We start from the raw sequence: 23,516 nt of genomic DNA, 5'->3' as shown, positions 1-23,516 counted from the left end.
TTTATTTCAAGTAAATTTTTGTTCCGATGTAAATATTTCTTGGTTCACTATAAAAGTTTGGATAATCAAACCATCCTGGATCGTAATCACGAACCTGAAGTTCTTCAATTGTAAAATCTGGTTTACCAGTATCTCCGAATACAATCACAGGATTTTTTGCATCAAGTAGATTGAAAACTTTTAAGAATAATTGAATATCCAGAAATGAAAAATTAAAGTTCTTGTGTAATTCAAGATCAAGTCTTGCAATTGATGGTTTACGTCTACTGTTTTGAGCAAGACCACTTAGAACATTTCTTCCAGTATAAGCTCCTGCTATGTAAGTTGGAGTATATGGTTGACCTGTGTAAAAGTTAAAAATTAGACTTAAACCCCAGTCAACATCACCAACATATAAATTAGCATTGAAAGTATGAGTTTGATCCCAATCTAAAGGAGAAAGAATTTTAGTTGGCTCAGCTCCATTTAACTGTGAAAAGAATTCTTGGTCTGGCGAAGAATTTGTACCTTCTGCAATTTGAAATGTGTAATCAACACCAAATGAATAATTATTTGTAAATCGTTTGTTAATTGCTAATGTTATACCCCGTACATTAGCAAAGTCTCTATTAATTCTTTGTGAATAAGAAATTCCAGCAAGGAAAGTAGGAATAGGTTGACTTGAAGAAATCCAGTCACGAATATCACGATAAAATGCTGTTACATCCAGAGCAAAGTCTTCAAAAAATTGTTGTTGAAGTCCAAGCTCGTAGATTGTAGTTTTTTGTGGTTTAAGATCATTATTTCCAAAAGGTCCTTGAATACCCTGAGCAGAAGTTAATTTAAATTGATCTCCTAAGTAAAGCTGGCTGTACTCAGGAATCTGTTGAAAAATTCCATATGAAAATCGTATAATCCCTTTATCTGTAATTGGATATGCAATACCAACACGAGGACTTAATTGTGATTTTATAGATGCTTTTTTATACCAGAATGCTTCTTTTTCTGCAAGTGTAAATTTATTGTCTTCTCTTTGTTCATCGAGTCCAATTTTTCCATCGTTATTCAAATCTTTATAAATGTGTTCGAGCTTAAATGGATTAAAAATATTTGGATCACTTGGATCAACTGGAATCTTACCATTTGGATTAAATAAATCATAACGGAGACCAACATTTATAATCAAGCTTTCAAATTCAATTTTATCTTGAATAAAGGCACTGAACTTAAAAGGATTTCGATTGAATCGATCGTGTTGTGGTGATTCAATCCCCTGAATATATGGTCTGAATGGAACAACTTGTTGACCATTAGGTAATACTTCTGGAATTAAAGTAATATTTTCATAAAATAATTTATCGAACTGTAATTCTGCACCAATTTTAGCTAAATTAATTTTATCTAATTGGCTGGTGAAACTCCACTTTATAATAAAACTTTCAGTATTACGTTGAAATCTATTAAGATTTGTTCCTGCTCTTAAAAAGTGATAACCTGGAACATTCATTGAATCTGGATGAACATAACGTGAATCATAGGGGTCATCATACAGTCTTGAAATAAATTCATTAAATTTATATGCAAATGATAGCTCTTGATAAGTGTTTGTATAAATAAGATGAGTTAAATTTGCAAACAGACTATAACCCTTGCTTGTTCCTCCCATATCTCCATTTGGATTAAGTCTATAAATGTGATTATAAAATCTACTTTTCTCAAGACTACCAAACGCATCGATTTTTAATTTAAATCCTTCTGATATATTCCAGTCAAGTGTTCCCTGACCACTCCATCTATCATTCCAGTTCATAGAGACAAATGAACTATCACCAGGATTTGGGACTAATTGACCATCAACAAATTTATATCTTCCCTGTGGATTATATTTGTTAATTCCATAAATATAACCACCATTATGGTATCTTCTTAGAGAAACAAAATATCTTAAATTATCTTTTAAAATTGGTCCACCAGCAGAACCCTGAAAATTATAGTTAGAGACTGGATTAATCTTTTCTATATTCCAGAAAATATCTTTATGATTACTCAAATAATCACCAGTCCATACTTCAAAATTACTCTGAAATTTAGATCCCCCAGTTTTGGTAATTATGTTCACAACACCACTCATTGCATTACCATATTCAGCATTAAATGAACCACTTATTACTTGAAGTTCCTGAACTGATTCAGTTTCTATTGTTAATGCTTGCGTTCTTGTAAAATCATCGGTGATGCTTATTCCATTTAATAAATAAGAGACTTCACTACTTCTTCCACCTCTTATATGAATGCCACCACTTTGATCTCTACTTACTCCTGCCTGTAAACTGATAAGTCTGCTAAGATCTTGAAGTGGTAATTGTCTAATTTCTTCCGATGTAACTCTTGATTCGGTTGCTGTTAAATCTTTTTTTACCAATGGAGTTTGAGCAACCACAACAATTTCCTGATTAAGAGTTACTGTAGTAGGAGTTAATTTGAAATTCAGGTTAGTCGTTAAATCAGCATATACCTGAACATTTTTTGTTATTGTTTTTGCATATCCAATGTATGAAGCTATTACATTGTAATTACCTGAAGGAACTTTTACAATTACATATTCGCCTTCAATATCTGTAGCAGCACCATAATTAGTTCCTTCGACTATTATATTTGCTCCTACAATTGGTTCGCCAGTGCTGGCGTCAATTACTTTCCCAGCAATTTTACCAGTACTTTGTGAATACAAAATGTATGGAAAGAAAACTATTACGAATGCTATAATTTTTGTTTTCATATGCATTTAAATGTTGTTATTAATTTTTAAGTACTTCAGTTTATCTTTATTTATTTTATAACTAAACTTATTTTTTAATGATTCTACATATTCATTTCTTAACTTAAACCACCTGAAGTTTTTTAGCATTTCTTCTATTTCACGATAAGCCTGTTCAAACGGAATTATTTCAGAACCTTTTTTATCTGTACACTTCAGGAATAAAAATTTTCCATCGTTAATTAATGGACCAATCCATTCACCAACATTCATTGAAAATATTTTATCACCATATTCATATAATTCTTCTTTTGTAAAATAACCTATATCACCTCCTCGCTCTGCTGTTATTTTTTGTATAGAGTATTTTTTAGCAAGTAAATCGAATTGTACTCCTTTTTTTAAGTTACTTAGAATTGTATCCACTAAAGTAGAGTCATTCAATAAAATACTACTTAATCTTACTTGTGGTTTAGTTTTGAAAAGGTCTTTATTTTTTTCGTAATAAACTTTTATTGAATCTGTAGAGATAGTGATATTACTTTTTAATTTATTTTCTATTTCTGTTAACAAATAAGTATCAAAATTATAATCTACTTTTTGTTTATAATCAGGATTTTCATTGAGCTTTTCTTTTTCTGCCTGTTTAATAATGTATTTTCTATTTATTAAACCAGCAATAAAATCTTCAAGGTTTTCTTGAGTATGAATCCATTTTTTTTGCTTTTCTGGTACATTATTTAATTCATTAATTAATTTTTTCAAGCTCCAATTTTCGAGTTTGGATGTAACCACAATTTTATTTAAATCATTTGTTGAAATATTTGATGGTTGTTCTACTATCAAATTCAAAGAATCATTTTGAAAGTTCAGGAAATATTTTGACAACAATTTATGATTAAACTTCGTATTTAAATTTTCACGTAGTATTTGAGAATATTCTTTAGCAGCTTTTTCGAAAGCACGTTTGCGAGCAAACATTTTTAATTTTTCTTTCGATTTCAAAAATTCATACTCGGTTGTAAAAGGATTTTGTTTAATATCTTCAACTTTTATAATACTATATCCATAAACAGTTTTAACAGGTTTTGACACTTCTCCAATTTTCATAGAAAATGCAACTGATTCAAATTCTGGATCCACTTCATCTATGGATATATAACCCAGAAGACCACCATTCTCTTTAAGAACTGGATCATTGAAATTTTCTTTTGCTAATTGTTCAAAACTTTTTCCATTTTGAAGTTCTTTAAACAAGGAATCAGCTTTATCTTTTGTTCGAGCAAATAGATGTCGTACTTTAATTTTTGTATTTAATTTTATAAATAAATCTTTCAGGTCATTTTCTGTTACATTAATTTTATTTGAAATATGTTTTGTAACATAAGCATTAAGTAATTCCTGAGTTTGAATTCGTTTTAATTCTTTTATAGCTTTATCTGTTTTGTGTAAGTTTTGTGATTTTGCTTCAGCAATTAATAACTCATCACTCACGAGATTTAATAAATATTTTAATCTCAAGTCATAAGTATCATTAAGACCATAACGAATCAATTTATCTTTATAAAAGCTTATAAAGTCATTAACTGTTATTACTTTTTTATTAATAATAGCAAGTGTATCATTAAAGCCATAAATATTTTTATTACATATAAAAATAAATTGCGAAATAAGTACAGTAATTAATATTCTTGTAATTAGTATTTTATATGAGATACTTTTCATAAAAATATTTTTCGAAAATTTCTAAAATTAACTATTTACAAACGTTTGCGGTAACCTTTTCAGTAAATTTGTATAAATTTTTTAATAATAGCAACACATTTAAATAACATCTCTTAATAAATTGGAATTAGAGTAAATGAACTATAATAAATTTCTGGATAAACCCTATATTGCGGCATTGCTGGATTTGGTGTATCTCCAACACCTGTAATATTATAATTAAGTCGAACTACTAAATAATCATCTTTCTTTAGTTGAAAAGTATATCTGGATCTATCAAGATTATAATAAGGAACTACAGAAAAATGCAAAGGCTTTTTAGCTATTATGCTTATTCCTTCACCTGAAGCATTCTTTAATTCAAACCATCTTACATCAGAATAATTTCCATATTCTTGAGGTTCTATATATGGATTCATTAACGAATCTATATTAATCTTATGTATTCCTAACTTTGCACCTGTTTTTCTATCAGGATAATTTTCTATTGGGCCTCTTCCATACCATGTAAGATTTTTATAATTATCAGGAACATGTATCTTTAATCCAATACATGGTAACCAGTTTACATTAAAATATCCAAGTGGAATCATTAAGTGCTTAACATCTACTTCTCCTCTTTCGTTAAATTTATAAGTAAACTCGTTTATAACAATATCACTTGTTCGAGAAAAAGTAGTGTTTAATTTTACTTTGATCATTGAATTAATCGTATCTATTTTGATTTCCTCTACTTCATTTTTAATTTCATTCAATCCCATTCTATACCAATCTTCTGCTTCTGCTTTACCCCAATCTACTTTTTCATTTGATATTGGTGGACGCCATACATTAGCAGTCATCGACAAAATAATTGGGTTATTTTTACGAATTAATTTCAGGTCACCACTTCGTTTGTTTATTTGATATGTGTTTTCATTAATTTTTATAGAATATGCTATTGAATCCTCTTCAATAATTTTTGCATTATCTATTTTTTTGTTATGAACTTGTAACTCTTTTTTATTAAGTACAAACTGTTCAAAATTAATTTCAAAACCTTTTGGCTTGAATGGTTCGTCGTATTTCTGCTTACATGATATTTCTAAAACATATTCAGAATTATTATCTAAATTTTTAGGAATGGGCAATGTTATTTCTTTTTCTTGTTGTGGTAATAAGTTTATGTCGAATTTTCCTGATGATTCAAGTACTCCATCTTTATACAACAGCCATTCAAAGTCATAGTAATTAAGATTTGTAAATGAATTTTTATTTACAACTTTGAATTTTCTTTCTGAAAGATTAACAGAATAAAATCTCACTGGTGACATGCTGTGTTTAGCCTGCCAAAGTTCTGGTTGTGGTTTTCTATCTGCAGTAACCATTCCATTTATACAGAAAGGACTTATTCCATATGTGTAGTAATCCTGACCTTCTTTAATCTCATCAAATTTTATCCACAAGATAGGCTCGCCATTAATTTTATCGGATAATTTTACTTCATCGAATATATAATTTGACAACCATCCTAAATGCTGATCATCATTACGATATGAATCTCTCCCAATATTAACTGGATAGTGTAACGAGTTTATTTCTCTACTATATTCTTTTTTACCTAATACTTTCTCATCAATTATGATTGACATTTCTTTACCATCATAAATTGCTTTTACTTTGTGCCATTTATTGTACCAATCATCTGGTAATTTAATTTTCAAACTATTTCTATATGAATTGATGTAGAAACTCAAAGAATCTTCTTTAATTTGTTTTATACCAAACTGATAACCTTTAGTAATTAGAGAATTTTCTTGATAAAACTTTTGTGGAAACACTGTTAATTCTATAAATAAATTTTTATCTCTAATATCAAGTCGTTCGTCATCATAAACTTCTATCCAATCATCAAGTCCACTTAATTTAATTGCATTATCTTCCACACCTTTCACTAATTCTGGATTCCCCATTACAGCACATTGAATATCATTTTTAGAATAATCTTTCACAAATTTTGCTTTCACTTTTAATCCCTGATCAACCCAATCCCATACAAATCCACCCTGAAGTTTTGGGATTGAATAAATTATTTCCCAGAATTCATCAAAATTGCCAAGACTATTTCCCATTGCATGTGCATATTCACCCATAACGACAGGTTTTGTTGCAGTTAATCCAATTTGTCTTAATCTTGTTGGAGTAGGATAACGTGGACCAATTATATCAACATAAGGTGCTTCGCCATCTGGCCAGTTAGATTGATGCATTAAAAATCTTGTTGGATCAAATTTTCTGATATAATCTGCCATTGCATAATGCGGTTTATCAAGTCCACATTCATTTCCAGTACTCCACATAACTACACTTGGATGATTTTTATCTCTCTGAACCATTCTTATAAATCTATCCATAAAAGCATTAAAGTATTCACTTCGTGAAGGAAATTCATTTTCTGTATAATGGCATTCAGCATTTACTTCATCCTGAAGTAGAATACCATATTCATCACACAGTTCATACCATAATGGATCGTTTGGATAATGGCTCGTTCTAACAGAATTAAAGTTAAATTGCTTTAATAATTTTATATCTTCAATCATTAATTCTTTTGTTAGAGTTTTACCTGCGGTTGGACTAATTTCGTGACGGTTGGTACCCCTAAAATAAATTGGCATCCCATTCATCATTGCAATACCATTTTTCACTTCAAGTTCTCTAAATCCAACTCTTTGAGAAATAATTTCAATAACATTTTCATTCTTATCTATTAATTCAACAATTAATTTATAAAGATATGGATGTTCATCTGACCATTTTTGAGGATTATTAATTTTTTGTGTGATTGATGTATTAATTTTATCATTCACATCAATAACATCAGAAGTATATGAATGTACTTTATTATTTTCTTTATCCAGTAATGTGTATTTGATTTTTACTTGACTTGATTTCCCTGTATAATTTTTCAATGTAAAATCTAAAATTAAATTTGCATTAACATAATTTTCATCTAAATCTGTTTTAATAAACAAATCTCTTATCATTATTTGCGGTTTTGAATAAAGATAAACATTTCGATAAATACCCGAGAATCTAAACATATCCTGATCTTCTAAATAAGAACCATCACACCATCTTAATACCATTACTGCAAGTATATTTTCTCCTTTTTCAATTTTATCTGTAATATCAAACTCTGCAGGTGTCATTCCATCTTCATGATATCCAATATATTTTCCATTTAACCAAACAAATGCTGCTGATTGTACACCATCAAAGTGGATGTAGATTTTTCTTTCTTTCCAGTTAGAAGGTATTTTAAATTTTTTCCTATAAAATCCAGTGGGATTTATATCATCAGGTACATAAGGAGGATTGTATGGATAAAATTCCATTGGTATATTTCGATACATTTGATGATCATATCCTAACATCTGCCAGTTAGATGGTACTGGAATTTCCTTCCATGTTTTATCATTAAATTCTTTTTTATAAAAATCTTTTGGTGCAAGTGCTGGATTAATTTTCCAATCAAACTTCCAGTTTCCATTAAGAGATAAATAATAACTTGATTTATCAACTTCTCTTTGTAAAGCTTTTTCAAAATTTTGGTAAGGAATTAAAATTGCAGCTGGTTCTTCTTTGTTTTCTCCAAAGACTTCTGGATTTTCTATATATCTATTAATATCAAAATCTAATTGAGAATAAATATTACTAAAAGCAAAAATCATGAAGATGAAAAATGAAGTAATTATTCTTTTTGCATTCATTTTAATTCCCCTTTATAATGTATAGTAGGTAAACCCATTAAAATTTTAGCACTCTGTTCTGGTGTAATATCTCTTTGAGGTTCTGCAAGCATTTCGTAACCGACCATAAATTTTCTTATTGTTGCAGATCTTAATAAAGGTGGATAGAAATGCATATGGAAATGCCATTCTTTATAATCCTTACCATCTGTTGGTGCTTGATGTATACCTGATGAATATGGGAAACTTGTTTTAAATAAGTTATCATATTTAGTCGTTATAATTTTCAATGCATTAGCAAAATCTTTTTTTTCTTCATTTTTTAATTGAGTAATGTTAGCAATTTTTCTTCGAGAAATAATTATTGTTTCATAAGGCCAAACTGCCCAGAAAGGCACGAGTACAACAAAAGAATTATTTTCATAAACAATTCGTTCGTTCAATTTTAGTTCTAATTTCAGATAGTCTGAAAGCAAACTTCGTTTATATTTCTTGTAATACTTTCTGAAATTTTTTAATTCTTTAGATGGTTCCATTGGTATATTTTCTTGTGCCCAGATTTGACAATGTGGATGTGGATTACTATTACCCATCATTGTTCCTTTATTTTCAAAAATCTGAACGTACTTTATAAAAGGTTTAGAGCTCAGATTTTTAAATTCATCAATCCAGGTTTCAATCACTTTTTCAATTTCCTGTTCTGTCATTTCTGCCAAAGTCAAATCGTGACGAGGTGAAAAATTTACAACTCGACAAATACCTTTTTCGCTTTTAGCAGTTAGTAATCCATTTGTTTTATTTTCTGGTATATTATCCAGCAGAGCAGAAAAATCATTTGTAAAAACAAAAGTACTTTCATAATTGGGATTTACTTCACCATTTGCTCTTTTATTACCTGGACACAGATAACATTCAGGATCGTATTGAGGTCGAGTTTCATTTTCAACTTTCGATACTTCTCCCTGCCATGGTCTTTGTGTTCTATGAGGAGAAACGAGTATCCATTCGCCTGTTAAAATATTTTTTCTTCTATGTGGATAATTATTTAGTTCTGAGTTTTTCATTTTCATAAATGTTTTGAAAATTTGTTCCATTACTTATTGAAGTGACATAATATTTTAATTCAATGCCAAATTTTTCTTTGTATTTTTTAGAAAATAAATTACACACATAATCAACAGCATCCTTTTCAATTAGATTAATTGTGCAACCACCAAATCCACCACCCATCATTCTTGCACCATAAATACTTGAATGTTCTTTTGTTAGATCAACAAGGTAATCAAGTTCTTCGCAACTAACTTCATAATCTTTACTTAAACCTTCATGTGTTTGATACAATAAATTTCCTAAAGTAGTAAGATCTTTTTTCTTTAATGCATCACATGCTTTTAATAATCTATCGTTTTCTTCGATCACATATTTACATCGATTAAAAATTTTATTTGTCATTTTATTTTTATATTCATTCAAAATCTCAAGTGAAACATCACGCAGACTATTAATTTCTGGAAAATCTTTTCGAACAATCTCGACACCTACTTTACATTCTTTTCTTCTTAAATTATATTCAGAAGAAGCAAGTGAATGAGAAACACCTGTATTAAATAGCACAATTGCTATGTTGTTGAATTCAAATGGTTCATATTCATATTCAAGAGTTCGACAGTCAATTTTTAGTAATTTATTTTGTTCACCAAAAATATTTATGTACTGATCCATAATACCGCATTTAACGCCAACGAACTCATTCTCAGATTTTTGAGAAAGTTTAACGAGATCTAACTTAGAAATTTTCAGGTCATAAATTGAGTTTAATGCATATGCAAGACCAGCTTCCAATGCAGCAGATGAAGATAATCCTGCTCCGATAGGAATATCGCCGCCAAAAACCAAATTAAAACCATTAATGTTATAGCCAAGTTGATTTAATTGATCTACAATACCAATTAAATAATTAGGCCAACCTTTTTCTGAATGTTGAATTTCATTAACAGAAAATTCATAATTATCATTTAGATCATAAGCATAAATTTTACATAGTTTGTCATTTCGAGGTGTGATAGCAAAATAAATAGCTCTATCGATAGCACCAGGCAAAACAAATCCCATGTTATAATCAGTATGTTCACCAATTAGATTAATTCTTCCAGGTGAACGAAGCAATAGAGGTGTTTCATTAAATAGTTCTTTAAATTTTTTTTCTATCGAATATAGATCAGCCATAATTTCCATCTATTAAATAGTCTCCTTTTTGAATTTGAAATACATTATGCTTCCAAAAATTAACATTACAGCTCCCCACCAGATGTTTGGATGAATTTCACTTAAAACTGTAACTCTTGCCGAAGGATTTATCAAATAATAAATACCTGTAAGAAATATTATTCCTCCCATTATCAGGAGTATTAATCCTACAAAGTACCAGATTGGTTTCATTCCTTTTACTGTCATTTTAATTTCTCCATTTTACCAGAAAATTATATTTAATATTACTAGAACTATTAAAGAAATTATTGCAACAAATTCTGGTCTCTTTACAAATGGTAGATGTGAATCGTGTTTTTCTTCTGTCAAACCTTTTACCAAACCTACTAATTCTTCTTTTGGTTTCTTTTTTGTAAACAAACTAATTACTACAGTAACCACAGCACATATCAACCATGCCCACCATGCTCTCCAGAAATTTGCTGCCATATCACTTTGTACACTTGACATTGTTATAATACTTTCATTAAACCAATGAAATTTTACTCCCATATACATTAAAAATGAAGATAGCATCCCTGTTACTAATCCCCAGAATGCACCATTTGGTGTTATCCACCATATGAACATTCCCAATAACATTGTTGCAAACAATGGTGCATTTACCCAGGAAAAAATTGCCTGCATATAATCCATTATACTTGGAAAACTTTTTGCCCAGTATGCAGTTATTAATGAAATTAAAACTCCTACTACTGTTGATACTCTTCCCATCCAGAGTAAGTGAGTATCACTTGCATTTTTATTAATTACTGACTTATATATATCGTATGTCCATACTGTATTGAAAGCACTGATGTTACCTGCCTGTCCTGCCATAAATCCAGCAAGTAATGCTGTTACTCCTAAACCAACCAATCCACTTGGATAATATCTTTTAATTAACATTGGAAGTGCAGAATCATAATTAATCTGTCCTCCATCTTCAAGTAACTTAAATCCACTATTTGGATCATTTGACAATGCAATTGCAATTAAGCCAGCAAGTATTACAATAAATGGTAAAGCCATCTTAAAGAATGATGCAAGTATTGGTGTCATTCTTGCTGCTCTTAAATCTTTTGCTGAAAATGCTCTTTGAACTACTAAAAAATCTGTTGTCCAGTAACCAAACGATAGAACAAAACCCAATCCTAAAACAATACCAGACCAGTGTATTAACATTCCATTTTTTGTTGGATCTGATGATGTTGACCACAATGTATTCATTGATTCTGGTAGTCGATTTAGAATCTGGTCTATACTTCCTATTTCAATTATTCCCATAATTGAAACTAAGAATAATCCAAACCAGATTAAGAAAAATTGAATTATCTCTGTAAAGATTGCTGACATTAATCCACTTAATGTAACATATGCTGCAACTGTTACTGCAGATGCCCACATACTTATATCCCAGTTCCAGCCTAAGAATGTATGTAAAACCAGAGCCATTGCATAAAGATTAATACCTGAGACAAGCAATGTCATTACTGCAAATGCAAATCCATTTAGAACTCTTGTTTTTTCATCAAACCTAAGCTTTAAATAACCTGGTATAGATTTAATTTTGCTGCTGTAGTAAAATGGCATCATATAGATACCCAGAAACAGCATTGCTGGTATTGCACCTATCCAGTAAAAATGAGCTACATACATTCCATACTTAAATGTATTCCCCGTCATTCCTAGTAATTCGAGAGCACCAAGATTTGCTGATAAAAATGCAAGTCCTGCTACCCATGAAGAATTTTTTCTTCCTGCTAGAAAGAAATCTTCTTCACTTGTTGTAAATCTTCGGAGATAAACTCCTATGCCCAGTACAAAGGCAAAGTAGATAAAGATAATTATCCAATCGATAAAAGTTAAACCAATAGATGGCATAGATTGACCTTTAATTTATTGTTAAGAATTTTTCAAACGTTTGCATTTATTATGAAAAATTTATGTTGATCTCCGAATAATTAAATCTGCATTTAATACTATTTCTTTTGTATCAACGACATTTTTATTTTCAATTAAGTTTATCAGTATTTCAGCTGCTTTTTTTCCCATCTCAAAAGAAGGTTGATTTACAGTTGTCAATGGTGGATCAACCAAACTTGTAATTTTATTATTTGAGAAACCAACAATTGCAACGTCGTCTGGAATTTTCAGATTTGCTTCTTTTATTCTTTGAAAAGCTCCAATAGCTACTGGATCATTTACAGCAAAAATTGCATCTGGTATAATTTTTTTTTCTAATAAATAATTCATTGAATCATAACCATCCTGTTCATGTAATCCACCGTATCTTATCAATTCATTATTTACACTAATGCCATTCTCTTTTAAAGCATTAACATAACCTTCCATTCTTTTTTTACAAATATCTAATCCAATTGGACCTGCGAAGTGAGCTATTTTTTTATATCCTTTTTTAATTAAATAAGTAACTGCATTATATGCACTTTTCATATCATCAATAACAACTTTATAAGTATCAACATCTTCACATGTTCTATCAAAAAAAACAAGTGGAACACCCTTTTCAAGAACATCATTAAAGTGGTCTCCTTTTTTTGTATTTTGTGAAATTGATACGATAAGTCCAGCCACTCTATGATGCAGTAAAAGATTTGTATTAACTACTTCTCTTTCAAAACTTTCGTTGGATTGACATAAAATTATTGTATAACCAGAATTGTAAGCTACTTGTTCTATTCCACTAATTGCTGAAGAGAAAAAGTCATGTTTTATTTCTGGTACAATAACACCTATAGTTGTAGTACGATTACTTTTCAGGCTTTGTGCAATTGGATTTGGTTTATAGTTTAATTCTTTAGCAATTTTTTTTACTTTTTCTTTTGTTTCTAAACTTATGTCAGGATGATTATTCAATGCCCTCGAGACTGTAGAAGCCGATATTCCTAACTTTTTTGCAATATCTGTAATTGTTGTATTTCTCATATAAAATAGTCCAATTGCAAACGATTGCAATATAGTTTTATTATTTTATTTTGTCAAGTAGAATTTTATTCATTTTTATTTTTTTATTTAAAAATTATTAATACTAAAAAAAATATTAAACTTTTTTGAAGCCTTTACGATAATAAAGTAAAAAAGGCAATCCGTATGATTATTTATTATTTAATTGGTTATTTAATATTATTCTTTGTTGGAATAATGCTTGTTATAAAGAAATCCCCATATGGTTATGAAGATGAGAATGGTTTTCATTATCTAAATGAAAAATCAATTAAAAATTAATTGTAATTAAAATTATATTCTCACCTTATTCCAAACAATATAAAGTAAGAATCCACTCTTTATAATTGAAAATTATAAAATGTGATTTATCTTATCTCAATAACAAGAAGTCAGTGTTGAATTTAATACTGTTAAGTAGTTTTACCTATCAATAAACAAGTCTATCTTTCGGTTGATGGATAGCATAGAGATCTGATTCTAATATTAGAAATTAATTATATACACCCGACTTATATTTCTCTCTTTGATGTGCCTTTTCTCTATCAGGGAATACTTCATAATAAATTAATTCAAAAGGTCTATGTGGTTTCGTTGAACGGTTATATCCTTTATTATGCTGTGAAATTCTTCTTTGTAGATTATTAGTTATACCAACATAAATGTAATTGTGTACTTTACTTTTTATTGCGTAGGTATAATACATGTATAAATACTTGTAAGACTTGTACCGAAGGCCGGACTCGAACCGGCACGGAGTTTTGAGCTCCACTGGATTTTGAGTCCAGCGCGTCTACCAATTCCGCCACTTCGGCACAAATGAAGCATTGCAAAATTATATTTAATACCACATATAAGCAAGATTTCAATAAATCATAACTATACTTTTATTTACTTTTATCAGGATATGGAGGTGGTGGAGCAATTTTTGGAGGATTGTTTTTTAATTCCTCCATAATTACTTCTATGGCTTTATTTAATTGCTCATCAATTCCTTCAAATTCCATTGCTGGATCGTTATCAACAATTATATCTGGTTCAACTCCATATCCTTCCATTATCCATTCTTTTCCTTCAATGTCGTATCGAGAAAATTCTGGTTTATTTAGAAAACCACCATCGAGAAGTGGTAGTGTTCCTCTAATTCCTACAACTCCACCCCAGGACCTCTTTCCAATTAACTTACCAAGTTTTGCCTGTCTGAATCGATACGGAAAAATATCTCCATCTGATGCTGAATATTCATCCAGCAATAGTACTTTTGGTCCATAATGTGTTCCTGATGGATCTACATTTGGTTTTGTATTTCTTGCAATAGTTATCATTTGTAGTTTTCTATTTAATCTTTCTAATATCATTGGTGATACATTCCCACCCCCGTTTCCTCTATCATCTATAATTAATGCTTCTTTCTTTAATTGTGGATAATAAAGTTTTGCAAATTGATTTAATCCATTAATGCCCATATCAGGAATATGAATGTATCCAACTCTTCCATTTGTAGCTTTATTTACTTTTTCTATATTATTTTCAACCCAATTTAAATAATAGAGTGGTTGTTCATTATCAATTGGAACTACTGTGGTTTCTCTACTCCCTTCTATTTTAGGAAGAGAGTTTATTGTTAATGTTACTTGTTTATTGGCTGTATTAATTAAAGATTCATAAATATCATTCATTTGGTTAGTAAGTTTTCCATTGACTGCAATAATATATTCACCTTCTTTTACATTTACACCAATTTCTGTTAATGGTGAACGAAGATTTTTATCCCAGTTTTGTCCTTTAAGAATTTTTTTAATCTTATAAAATTTTGTTGCATTATCGCGTTCTAATTCTGCACCAAGTAAGCCTAATTTAATTTTATCTGGTTTTGGATAATCGCCTCCACCAACATATGTATGACCAATATTTAATTCACCTATCATCTCGCCAATTATATAAGTTAAATCTGCACGATGATTAACATAATCAACAAGTGGTTCATAATTTTTCTTTACTTTTTCCCAATCAACACCATGCATATTTGGATCGAAAAAGAAATCTCGCATTTGTCTCCAGCATTCATTAAATATTTGATGCCATTCTGCATATCGATCAAGATTAATTTTTAGATCCTCAAGTGATAGTTTTTCTTTTAGTTCGAGTTTTGTATTAGGAAGATCAATTATGTAATAAGAATTTTGATTTCCAACAATCATTTTTTTCTTATCCATTGAAATTTCAAACCCATCAGCTTCACCCAGTTCTATTTCACTTTTCTTTTCTAAATCATATAATGCTAATTTTGATTTTTTATCAGTCGAACTTCGTTTCATATAATAAATTTTTTCACCTGCAGATGTTATTCCCCAATATGTTGAACCTTCTGGTGTTACTTCTGCAATTCTATTTTTAATATTATCAAAATCAATTTTTATAAAAGTAGTTTTAGATTCTTTCTTTTCTTTATTCTTATCAACATCATTAGTTGATTTATCATTATCTTTAATTGTTACTTCATCACTCTTTGGCTCAAATGGTGATTTTGTATCTTTTGCTAATGTTACAAAATAAATTTTTGCCATATCAGTATAAATGTGATTAAACTCTGTTTGTCCATATCTTGGATTAAATGTTCTCTCGGAGATAAAATATAAATATTTACCATCATCACTAAATTCTGGTCCATATGAATCGTACCAGCTATCTGTAATCTCATATGATTTATTTTCATCAAGTGAATAGATATAAATTTTTGTAAAAGATCTATCTTCAGGTTTTGCATATGCAATCCACCTGCTATCTGGTGACCAGGCAAAACTTGTAATTTCCCATGCATCGGATTTATCAACCAATGTTACTTTTTTAGTTTCAATATCTACATAGAACAATCTTTGTAATCTATCATTCCATAAAATTTTCTTGCTATCTGGAGACCATTTTACTTCATATTTATAATTATTACTGTTGAATGTAAGTTGTACAGGTTCTCCTTTTCCATCTTGTGGGATTATATAAATTTCATCTTCACCTGTTTTATCTGAAATAAATGCGATCCATTTACCATCTGGAGACCATTTTGAATTTCTTTCATGAATTCCAGAAGTATTTGTTAGATTTCTTGTAGAACCATTTTTTGCAGGTACAGTGAATATTTCTCCACGAGTACCAAATAATGCACGTTTACCATCAGGAGAAATTTCATAGTTTGTTACATTCTTACTTACATCAATTAAACCACCTCTTCCAATATCAAAATCTTCATTTAAATAAATTGTAACTTTTTCTGCCTTTTGAGTTTTAAAATCGAATTTATAAATGTATCCTCCATTTTCAAATACTATTGCATTATCTCCCAGTGAAGGAAATTTTATATCATAATCTGTAAAATCTGTAAGCTTTTTTGTTTCTTTTGTATTAATGTTATAAGAATACAAATTGAAACGACCATCTCTATCAGAAATAAAATAAATAAAATTATCTTTCCACATTGGAATAATATCCTGAGCAGGATTATTGGTTATATTAATTGTTTTCTTGGTTTTAAAATTATAAATCCATATATCGTCTGCCTGTCCACCACGATATCTTTTCCATGTTCTAAATTCTCTGAAAACTCTATTATAAGCTAATTCAGATTTATCAGGTGAGAATGAACAAAAGCCTCCTCTTGGTAAAGGTAATTGTTTTGATAAGCCACCATTTATTGAAACTTCATAAAGCTGTCCTTTAAAGTCATTAAACTCTCTCCATCTTGACCGATAGATAATTGTCTCATTATCTTTCCAACACATTACAATATTATTTGGTCCCATTCGATCCGATACATCATCTCGATTGAGTGTAGCAGTAACAGTTAATCTTTTTGGTATTCCTCCTTCTGAAGGCATTAAATAAACTTCTGTGTTTCCATCGTACTGAGCTGTAAAAGCTATATGTTTACCATCTGGAGAAAATCTTGCAAACATTTCATAACCAATATCATTAGTTAATTTGCGTGCTACTCCTCCTTTTGAATCAACAGAATACAAATCACCTGCATAAGTAAAAACAATTTTATCACCATGAATTGCTGGGAAACGAAGTAGTCGAGCTTCATTTTGTTTTGCTACTAAATTAGTAAAGAACACAAGTAGCATAATTAATTTTAATATCAATGAATTTTTATTCATAATAAAACTCCACACAATTTATTGATTTAATTATTTTATTATTCACTCATTTCAATATTTCCATCCCATAAAAATTTCTTTGTCTCTTTAACTATAATTTTATTTAGAAAAATAAGAGCAATTAAATTGGGCAATGCCATTAAAGCATTAGTAATATCAGCAAATGACCAAACAATATTCAAAGTCATAACACTTCCAATAAAAACAAAAATTACCCAAAGCCATCGATAAGTTTTAATAAATTTTTTACCAAATAGATATTCAATTGCTTTTTCTCCATAGTATGACCAGCCAAGAATTGTTGAAAAGACAAAAGTTAATAAGCCCACAGTTAATAATATTGGTCCTATTAAAGAAATATCGGAGAAAGCTACTTTGGTAAGAATTGCTCCATTATAACCTTTAGTCCATTCATAAGAATTAACAACAACAAGACCAGTAAATGCACAAACAACAACAGTATCCCAGAAAGTGCCAGTAGAAGAAACGAGTGCCTGTCTTACAGAATTTTTTGTTTGAGCAGCTGCGGCAACAATTGGAGCACTCCCTAATCCAGACTCATTTGAAAATAAGCCACGTGCGATTCCAAATCTAATAGCTTCTTTTACACCAGCACCTAAAAACCCTCCAACTACTGCGTGTCCGGTGAAAGCACTTTTAATTATTAAAAAAATTGATTGTGGTATTGTGCTATAATTAATTATTAAAAGTATTATGCATCCAGCTACATAAAAAATTGCCATAAAAGGAACTAACATCTCACATACCTTTGCAATGGATTTTATTCCACCAATAATAACCAGTGCAGTTAAACTTGCTAAAATTATACCTGTTACCCACAAAGGTATATTAAAAGTTTCGTTTACTAATTGTGATATTGAATTTGCCTGTACCATATTTCCAATTCCAAAAGCAGTAATTGATGTAAAAATTGCAAAAATAATTGCCAGTATTTTGTTGTTCATACCTCTTTCAAGAACATACATTGGACCACCAGCCATAGAACCATCATCTGTAATAATTCTATATTTTACTGACAATAATGCTTCTGAATATTTTGTTGCTATTCCAAAAACTCCAGTAAGCCACATCCATAAAACAGCACCCGGACCACCAGAAGCAATAGCTGTTGATACACCAACAATATTTCCTGTTCCAATTGTTGCAGCCAGGGCAGTTGTAACAGCTCCAAATTGACTTATATCTCCCAGGCCTTCTTTTTCTTTTGATAATGAAATTCTAATTGCTTTTAATATATATCTTTGAATAAACTTTAATCTAATAGTTAAAAAAATATGAGTGCCAAAAAGAAGAATTAATAAGGGAATTCCCCATATAAAATTGCTAATTTGATTTAATAAATTTTCAATTCCCTGCATATGCTAATTCATTTTTTGTTTTTAAATATGTTACTTGTTGCTTTCAAGAATTTTTGATACATAATCTACAAACATAATTTTCCATGTTTCCCAATCATGTTTTCCTGCATTATAGATATTAAAACTATGATTAATACTTTTTGATGTTAATATATCACTCAATTTTTTATTCTCATTAATTGTAAAATCAAATTCACCAGTGCCAATAAATATTTTCATTGTTCGTATTTTTTCAAGATACCATTCATCTTCTAAATTTGGCATATAATCCGGTGGATTATTGAAATAACAATTATCATCATAATAACCATAAATAAATTGTTTGATATCAAAAAAGCCTCCCATAGAGATTACAGAACTAATTTTATCTGGATGACGAAATGCTAAATTGATAGCATGGTAGCCACCAAAACTACAACCTGCAACACCAACAAATTTTTGTTCAGTCTCATACTTAGCAAATTCAAGTACATCATTTAAAATCACTTTTTCGTATATGATATGTTTCTTAACACGTTCAGCAGGTTGAATATCAAAATTATACCAGCTTTCTGAATCAATAACTTCTGGACAATAAATTTTTATTTTACCTTCTTCTATGAAATGTTGAATTGACGTAATTAAACTAAAATTTTTACAATCATAATATTTCCCTTTCTCAGTTGGAAAAAGAATAATGGGATAACCATAAGAACCAAATACAAGCATTTCGAGATTATGATTGAGATATTGTGAGTGCCATTTATGATAAGATTCTTGCATTTGAATAGAGATTGTTTGAACAAAGATAAATAATGAAAAGATAAGTTGCAGTTAAAATATTTAAATTATTTTATGAATTTAAAAACTCGATTATCATTTTTTGGAAATTTATAATCGCTGCAATATTTTTACATATAGAAATTTTTAAAACCTATAATTAACCATGCGCCCGTAGCTCAACTGGATAGAGCATGTGACTTCGGATCACAGGGTTGAGGGTTCGAATCCTTCCGGGCGTACAAATTCATTCTAATTGTATGCTATTCTCTGAACAAACTTATAAATTCATGTTTGCTGCTCTTCAAGAAGCAGAAAAAGCTCTCAACGAAAATGAAGTCCCTATCGGAGCGGTTATTGTATATCAAGATAAAATTATTGCCAGAGGTTATAATCAAACTGAAAGACTAAAAGATGCAACAGCACATGCAGAAATGATTGCAATAACTGCAGCTTCAAATTACTTACAAAACTGGAGATTAAATGAATGTGATCTCTATGTAACTGCAGAACCATGTATAATGTGTACGGGTGCAATTCTTCTTTCCAGAATAAAAAATATTTACTTTGGAACATATGAACCTAAGTTTGGTGCATGTGGTTCACTTTTTAATTTAATTGAAAGTAATAAATATAATTTCAAACCAAATGTATATTCTGGAATATATGCTGATGAATCAAAAAATCTATTAGAAAAATTTTTCCAGTCTAAACGCAATTCAACTTAATAATTTTGTCAATCGAAACTATCTAATTATTTTTGCAGTAATTTTTTTAAAAACTAATAAATAATAAGGCCTATGCAAATCATTATATTTGGAGCTCCCGGTGTGGGGAAAGGAACTCAAGCAAAATTATTAGCAGCAAAATTAAATTTAGCACATATCTCCACAGGAGATATACTTCGTGAAGCAATAAAAAATGAAACTGAAATGGGTTTAAAAGCAAAAGAAATAGTTCAAAGTGGTGGTCTTGTGCCTGACGAAATAGTTGGTGGAATTGTAAAAGAAACATTAAAAGATGAGAGATGCAAAAATGGATTTATATTAGACGGTTTCCCGAGAACTATTAATCAAGCAGAAATCTTAAACAAAATTCTTTTAGAAATTAGCAACGAACAACTTTATCTAATTAAACTAAATGCAGATGATAATGTAATTATTAGTAGATTGAGTAACCGTTTAGTATGCAACAAATGTGGAAATATCTTAAATAAAAATGAAGTAACAGATAATTTTAAATGCTCTGTTTGTGGTGAATTAAATAGTTATGTAAAAAGAAAAGATGATGACGAAGAAGTAATAAAGAAAAGATTACAGGTTTATCACGAAACAACTGCACCAGTATTTAATTATTATAAAGATAAAGCGATAATTATAGAAGTAGATGGTACTCAACCAATTGAAGATGTTACTAAAGATATTTTAGAGAAATTAAAAGTTAATTAGATATTTACCTTTTTAAAATAACTTTTACAGCTTTTCCATTTTCGAGTTTAATAATTTTAGTATCAAAAGAACGAACGAGTTCATAATTATGCGTGGCAAAAATTACAGAAGTGCCACGCGAATTTATTTTTTTTAATATTCCCAGTATTTCATCTGCTGTATCTGGATCTAAATTACCTGTTGGTTCGTCGGCTAATATTAAAAATGGATCGTTTATTATTGCTCTTGCAATTGCTACTCTTTGTTGCTCTCCACCTGAAAGTTCATCAGGCATATTATTTTGCTTATGAGTTAAACCAACTTCTGATAGAGCATAGAATATTTTCTTTTTAATTTCTCTTTTGGGAGTACCAATTACTTCAAGCACAAAAGCCAGATTATCATAAACACTTCTATCTGTTAACAATTGAAAATCCTGAAAGATTATACCAAGCTTTCTTCTTAAAAAAGGAATTTCTTTTAGTGTAATTGTTTCTGATGAATAATCACCAACCTGAACATAACCTGATTGTGGAAAGCAGTCCATATAAATTAATTTTAATAAAGTTGTTTTACCTACTCCACTTTTCCCTATCAAGAAAACAAATTCTCCTTGATCAATCTGCAAATTCAAATCCTGAAATACAGGTTGATTATCGTAACTAAAATCTACATGATTGAATATCAACATTTACTTTTTTTCCTTAATATAAATTGTGCTCTTTCCGATTCTGAATTTGCATCATCAAATGTAAATGCATCGTAACAATGCTCAACATAAAAATTCGATTTGTCAAGGAGTTGAAAATACTCTTCAAAACGATAAATTTTTTGCTTATGAATTTCAGTTATTTTATCACCATTTTCAAATTCTATTTCAAAAATATTGTAATGAATTCTTTTTGTTTCTTCATATTTACTAATTTGTTTATAACGAATTCCATCAATTTTCCCTTTTCTATTCAAATATCTTTGATATCGTTTACTGTTATTTTCAAGACTTACATCAAAAGTAAATATTCCATCGTTTGTTAAACATAATTCTACTTCCTTAAATAATTTTAATAATTTTTCTTTTGTGGTCAAGTAATTAACACTATCGAAAGCTGAAAAAATAAAATTAAATTTATTTTTAAATGGTAATAAAGTCATATCACATACAACACGTGGAATTGTATTGTTAGAAAATTGCTTTAACATTTCTAAAGATAAATCTGTACAAACATAAAAATCGAAATATTTATTCACTCTTTCGGCTAAACTTCCTGTACCACTTGCAAGTTCAAGTGCAATTATTTTATTGGTATTTAATTGTTGGCTTAATTTTATTATATAATCTGCCCAGGTATCATAATCAATAGAGCGCATCAAGTGAGTATAAATAGATGCAAGATGAGAATAGATTTTTTGTTTCATTTTTTATTTCTATTGCGTACTATTAACTCTGCCCATTTGACTGCTTCAATCATACTGGATGGATTTGCAATCCCTTTACCTGCAATGTCAAAAGCAGTTCCATGATCAGGAGATGTTCTTATAATTGGTAATCCTGCAGTATAATTAACACCATAATTAAAATTCATCATTTTAAAAGGAATTAATATCTGATCGTGATACATCCCAAGTACTGCATCAAAATTTTCATATTGATGCATTCCAAAAAAAGCATCTGAAACAAATGGTCCATGTATATTTTTTTTACTAAAACTTTTTATTACAGGCTTTATGACTTCATCTTCTTCTTTCCCAATTAATCCATTTTCTCCAGCATGCGGATTTAATCCAAGAACTGCAATTTTAGGATCTTTTTTATCTAAATCAATTTTGAGAGTGTTATGTAAAATCTGGAGAGATGTATAAAGTTTTTTTTGTGTTATTGCTCTTGAAACTTTTTTTAATGGTAAATGAATTGTGACCAAACCACAAATCATTTTGTCTGATAAAAAAGTCATCAAAAAATTTTTCGTACCTGTTAACGAAGCAAATAATTCAGTATGTCCTGGAAAATCTATTCCCGCTTTATTAAATGAATATTTTGAAATTGGAGCAGTTACTATTGCATCTGCAAGTCCATCATTTACAAATTTAAAAGCAAGATTAATGGATTTAAAGGCAGCTTTGCCAGATTCAGAAGTAGCCTTACCGATAGACTGTTTATAATCTCCTATATCATAAATTAAAACATTGTTCGTTTTTCTTTTAATTTCACCTTTAACTATATCATAATTAAATGTTGGATTAACAATATCAATAGTATTTTCAAAAACTTTTTTTGGTATAAAAACAATTAATTCTTTTTGAGTTCTGGAAGTAATGAGATTAATAGTTTTGATAATAATTTCGGGACCAATACCATTTATATCACCACATGTAAATGCAAGTTTTACCAT

Annotated in this window: 18 protein-coding genes and 2 tRNA genes; 4 read left to right on the top strand and 16 right to left on the bottom strand. The window is 29.5% G+C overall.

All coding sequences use genetic code 11. The annotated features are described in order from the left end of the window. Nucleotide 1: 1 nt before the first annotated feature. The 8 genes from VJY38_RS09545 to VJY38_RS09510 form a co-directional block, all read right to left on the bottom strand. Complete coding sequence (locus VJY38_RS09545; RefSeq protein ID WP_353680465.1) at nt 2–2,758, bottom strand: TonB-dependent receptor; 2,757 nt, start codon at nt 2,756–2,758, stop codon at nt 2–4. Nucleotides 2,759–2,764: 6 nt separating this feature from the next. Next, nucleotides 2,765–4,462, bottom strand: a complete 1,698-nt coding sequence (locus VJY38_RS09540) for a peptidylprolyl isomerase (RefSeq protein WP_353680464.1) — start codon at nt 4,460–4,462, stop codon at nt 2,765–2,767. Between the two features lie 113 nt (nt 4,463–4,575). Continuing rightward, nucleotides 4,576–8,214 carry a glycoside hydrolase family 2 TIM barrel-domain containing protein gene (locus VJY38_RS09535; RefSeq protein WP_353680463.1) on the bottom strand — a complete coding sequence of 1,213 codons (3,639 nt, stop codon included), beginning with the start codon at nt 8,212–8,214 and terminating at the stop codon, nt 4,576–4,578. After that, entirely contained in the window at nt 8,211–9,257 is a 1,047-nt protein-coding gene (locus VJY38_RS09530; RefSeq protein WP_353680462.1) for a UDP-glucose--hexose-1-phosphate uridylyltransferase, read from the bottom strand. The genes VJY38_RS09535 and VJY38_RS09530 overlap by 4 nt, the downstream gene beginning before the upstream one ends. Further along, nucleotides 9,235–10,419, bottom strand: a complete 1,185-nt coding sequence (locus VJY38_RS09525; RefSeq protein WP_353680461.1) for a galactokinase — start codon at nt 10,417–10,419, stop codon at nt 9,235–9,237. Before VJY38_RS09525 ends, VJY38_RS09530 begins: the two co-directional genes overlap by 23 nt. 12 nt (nt 10,420–10,431) lie before the next feature. Continuing rightward, nucleotides 10,432–10,647: a hypothetical protein gene (locus tag VJY38_RS09520; RefSeq protein WP_353680460.1), complete on the bottom strand. Its 216-nt coding sequence runs from the start codon at nt 10,645–10,647 to the stop codon at nt 10,432–10,434. Between the two features lie 15 nt (nt 10,648–10,662). Further along, nucleotides 10,663–12,324 carry a sodium:solute symporter family protein gene (locus VJY38_RS09515; RefSeq protein ID WP_353680459.1) on the bottom strand — a complete coding sequence of 554 codons (1,662 nt, stop codon included), beginning with the start codon at nt 12,322–12,324 and terminating at the stop codon, nt 10,663–10,665. A gap of 60 nt (nt 12,325–12,384) precedes the next feature. Continuing rightward, nucleotides 12,385–13,389, bottom strand: a complete 1,005-nt coding sequence (locus tag VJY38_RS09510; RefSeq protein ID WP_353680458.1) for a LacI family DNA-binding transcriptional regulator — start codon at nt 13,387–13,389, stop codon at nt 12,385–12,387. A gap of 165 nt (nt 13,390–13,554) precedes the next feature. Between VJY38_RS09510 and VJY38_RS09505 the strand changes: the two genes are divergently transcribed. After that, a complete protein-coding gene (locus VJY38_RS09505) occupies nt 13,555–13,689 on the top strand; it encodes a hypothetical protein (RefSeq protein ID WP_353680457.1) in 135 nt (44 codons plus the stop codon). A 211-nt stretch (nt 13,690–13,900) separates the two neighbouring features. On the opposite strand, the gene VJY38_RS09500 is transcribed toward VJY38_RS09505, so the two are convergent. The 5 genes from VJY38_RS09500 to VJY38_RS09480 all read right to left on the bottom strand — a co-directional run bounded on the left by VJY38_RS09500 (nt 13,901) and on the right by VJY38_RS09480 (nt 19,702). Beyond that, nucleotides 13,901–14,113, bottom strand: coding sequence for a GIY-YIG nuclease family protein (locus tag VJY38_RS09500; protein ID WP_353680456.1), 213 nt, complete (start codon nt 14,111–14,113; stop codon nt 13,901–13,903). A gap of 22 nt (nt 14,114–14,135) precedes the next feature. Then, a tRNA-Leu gene (locus VJY38_RS09495) sits at nt 14,136–14,222 on the bottom strand. A 72-nt stretch (nt 14,223–14,294) separates the two neighbouring features. Further along, complete coding sequence (locus tag VJY38_RS09490; RefSeq protein ID WP_353680455.1) at nt 14,295–17,561, bottom strand: S41 family peptidase; 3,267 nt, start codon at nt 17,559–17,561, stop codon at nt 14,295–14,297. Between the two features lie 38 nt (nt 17,562–17,599). Beyond that, nucleotides 17,600–18,940 carry an alanine/glycine:cation symporter family protein gene (locus tag VJY38_RS09485; protein WP_353680454.1) on the bottom strand — a complete coding sequence of 447 codons (1,341 nt, stop codon included), beginning with the start codon at nt 18,938–18,940 and terminating at the stop codon, nt 17,600–17,602. A 30-nt stretch (nt 18,941–18,970) separates the two neighbouring features. After that, entirely contained in the window at nt 18,971–19,702 is a 732-nt protein-coding gene (locus tag VJY38_RS09480; RefSeq protein WP_353680453.1) for an esterase family protein, read from the bottom strand. A 165-nt stretch (nt 19,703–19,867) separates the two neighbouring features. Here VJY38_RS09480 and VJY38_RS09475 point away from each other — a divergent pair. The 3 genes from VJY38_RS09475 to VJY38_RS09465 all read left to right on the top strand — a co-directional run bounded on the left by VJY38_RS09475 (nt 19,868) and on the right by VJY38_RS09465 (nt 21,147). Continuing rightward, nucleotides 19,868–19,941, top strand: a tRNA-Arg gene (locus VJY38_RS09475). Nucleotides 19,942–19,959: 18 nt separating this feature from the next. After that, entirely contained in the window at nt 19,960–20,427 is a 468-nt protein-coding gene (locus VJY38_RS09470; RefSeq protein WP_353680452.1) for a nucleoside deaminase, read from the top strand. Between the two features lie 72 nt (nt 20,428–20,499). Next, entirely contained in the window at nt 20,500–21,147 is a 648-nt protein-coding gene (locus VJY38_RS09465; RefSeq protein WP_353680451.1) for an adenylate kinase, read from the top strand. 4 nt (nt 21,148–21,151) lie between these two features. Here the strand turns inward: VJY38_RS09465 and ftsE are convergent, their stop codons facing one another. Genes ftsE through pdxA form a run of 3 tightly spaced genes read right to left on the bottom strand, consistent with a single transcriptional unit; the run spans nt 21,152 to nt 23,516 of the window. Beyond that, the gene (gene ftsE / locus VJY38_RS09460; RefSeq protein ID WP_353680450.1) at nt 21,152–21,817 is read right to left on the bottom strand and encodes a cell division ATP-binding protein FtsE; all 666 of its coding nucleotides are present in this window, start codon (nt 21,815–21,817) and stop codon (nt 21,152–21,154) included. Then, the gene (locus tag VJY38_RS09455) at nt 21,811–22,542 is read right to left on the bottom strand and encodes a class I SAM-dependent DNA methyltransferase (RefSeq protein WP_353680449.1); all 732 of its coding nucleotides are present in this window, start codon (nt 22,540–22,542) and stop codon (nt 21,811–21,813) included. Before VJY38_RS09455 ends, ftsE begins: the two co-directional genes overlap by 7 nt. After that, a complete protein-coding gene (gene pdxA, locus VJY38_RS09450) occupies nt 22,539–23,516 on the bottom strand; it encodes a 4-hydroxythreonine-4-phosphate dehydrogenase PdxA (RefSeq protein ID WP_353680448.1) in 978 nt (325 codons plus the stop codon). The genes VJY38_RS09455 and pdxA overlap by 4 nt, the downstream gene beginning before the upstream one ends.

Origin of the sequence: Rosettibacter firmus, assembly GCF_036860695.1 — a bacterium.
GTDB lineage: Bacteria > Bacteroidota > Ignavibacteria > Ignavibacteriales > Melioribacteraceae > Rosettibacter > Rosettibacter firmus.
Note: the sequence above shows the minus strand (reverse complement) of the source record. Positions and strands in the feature narration are given on the sequence as shown.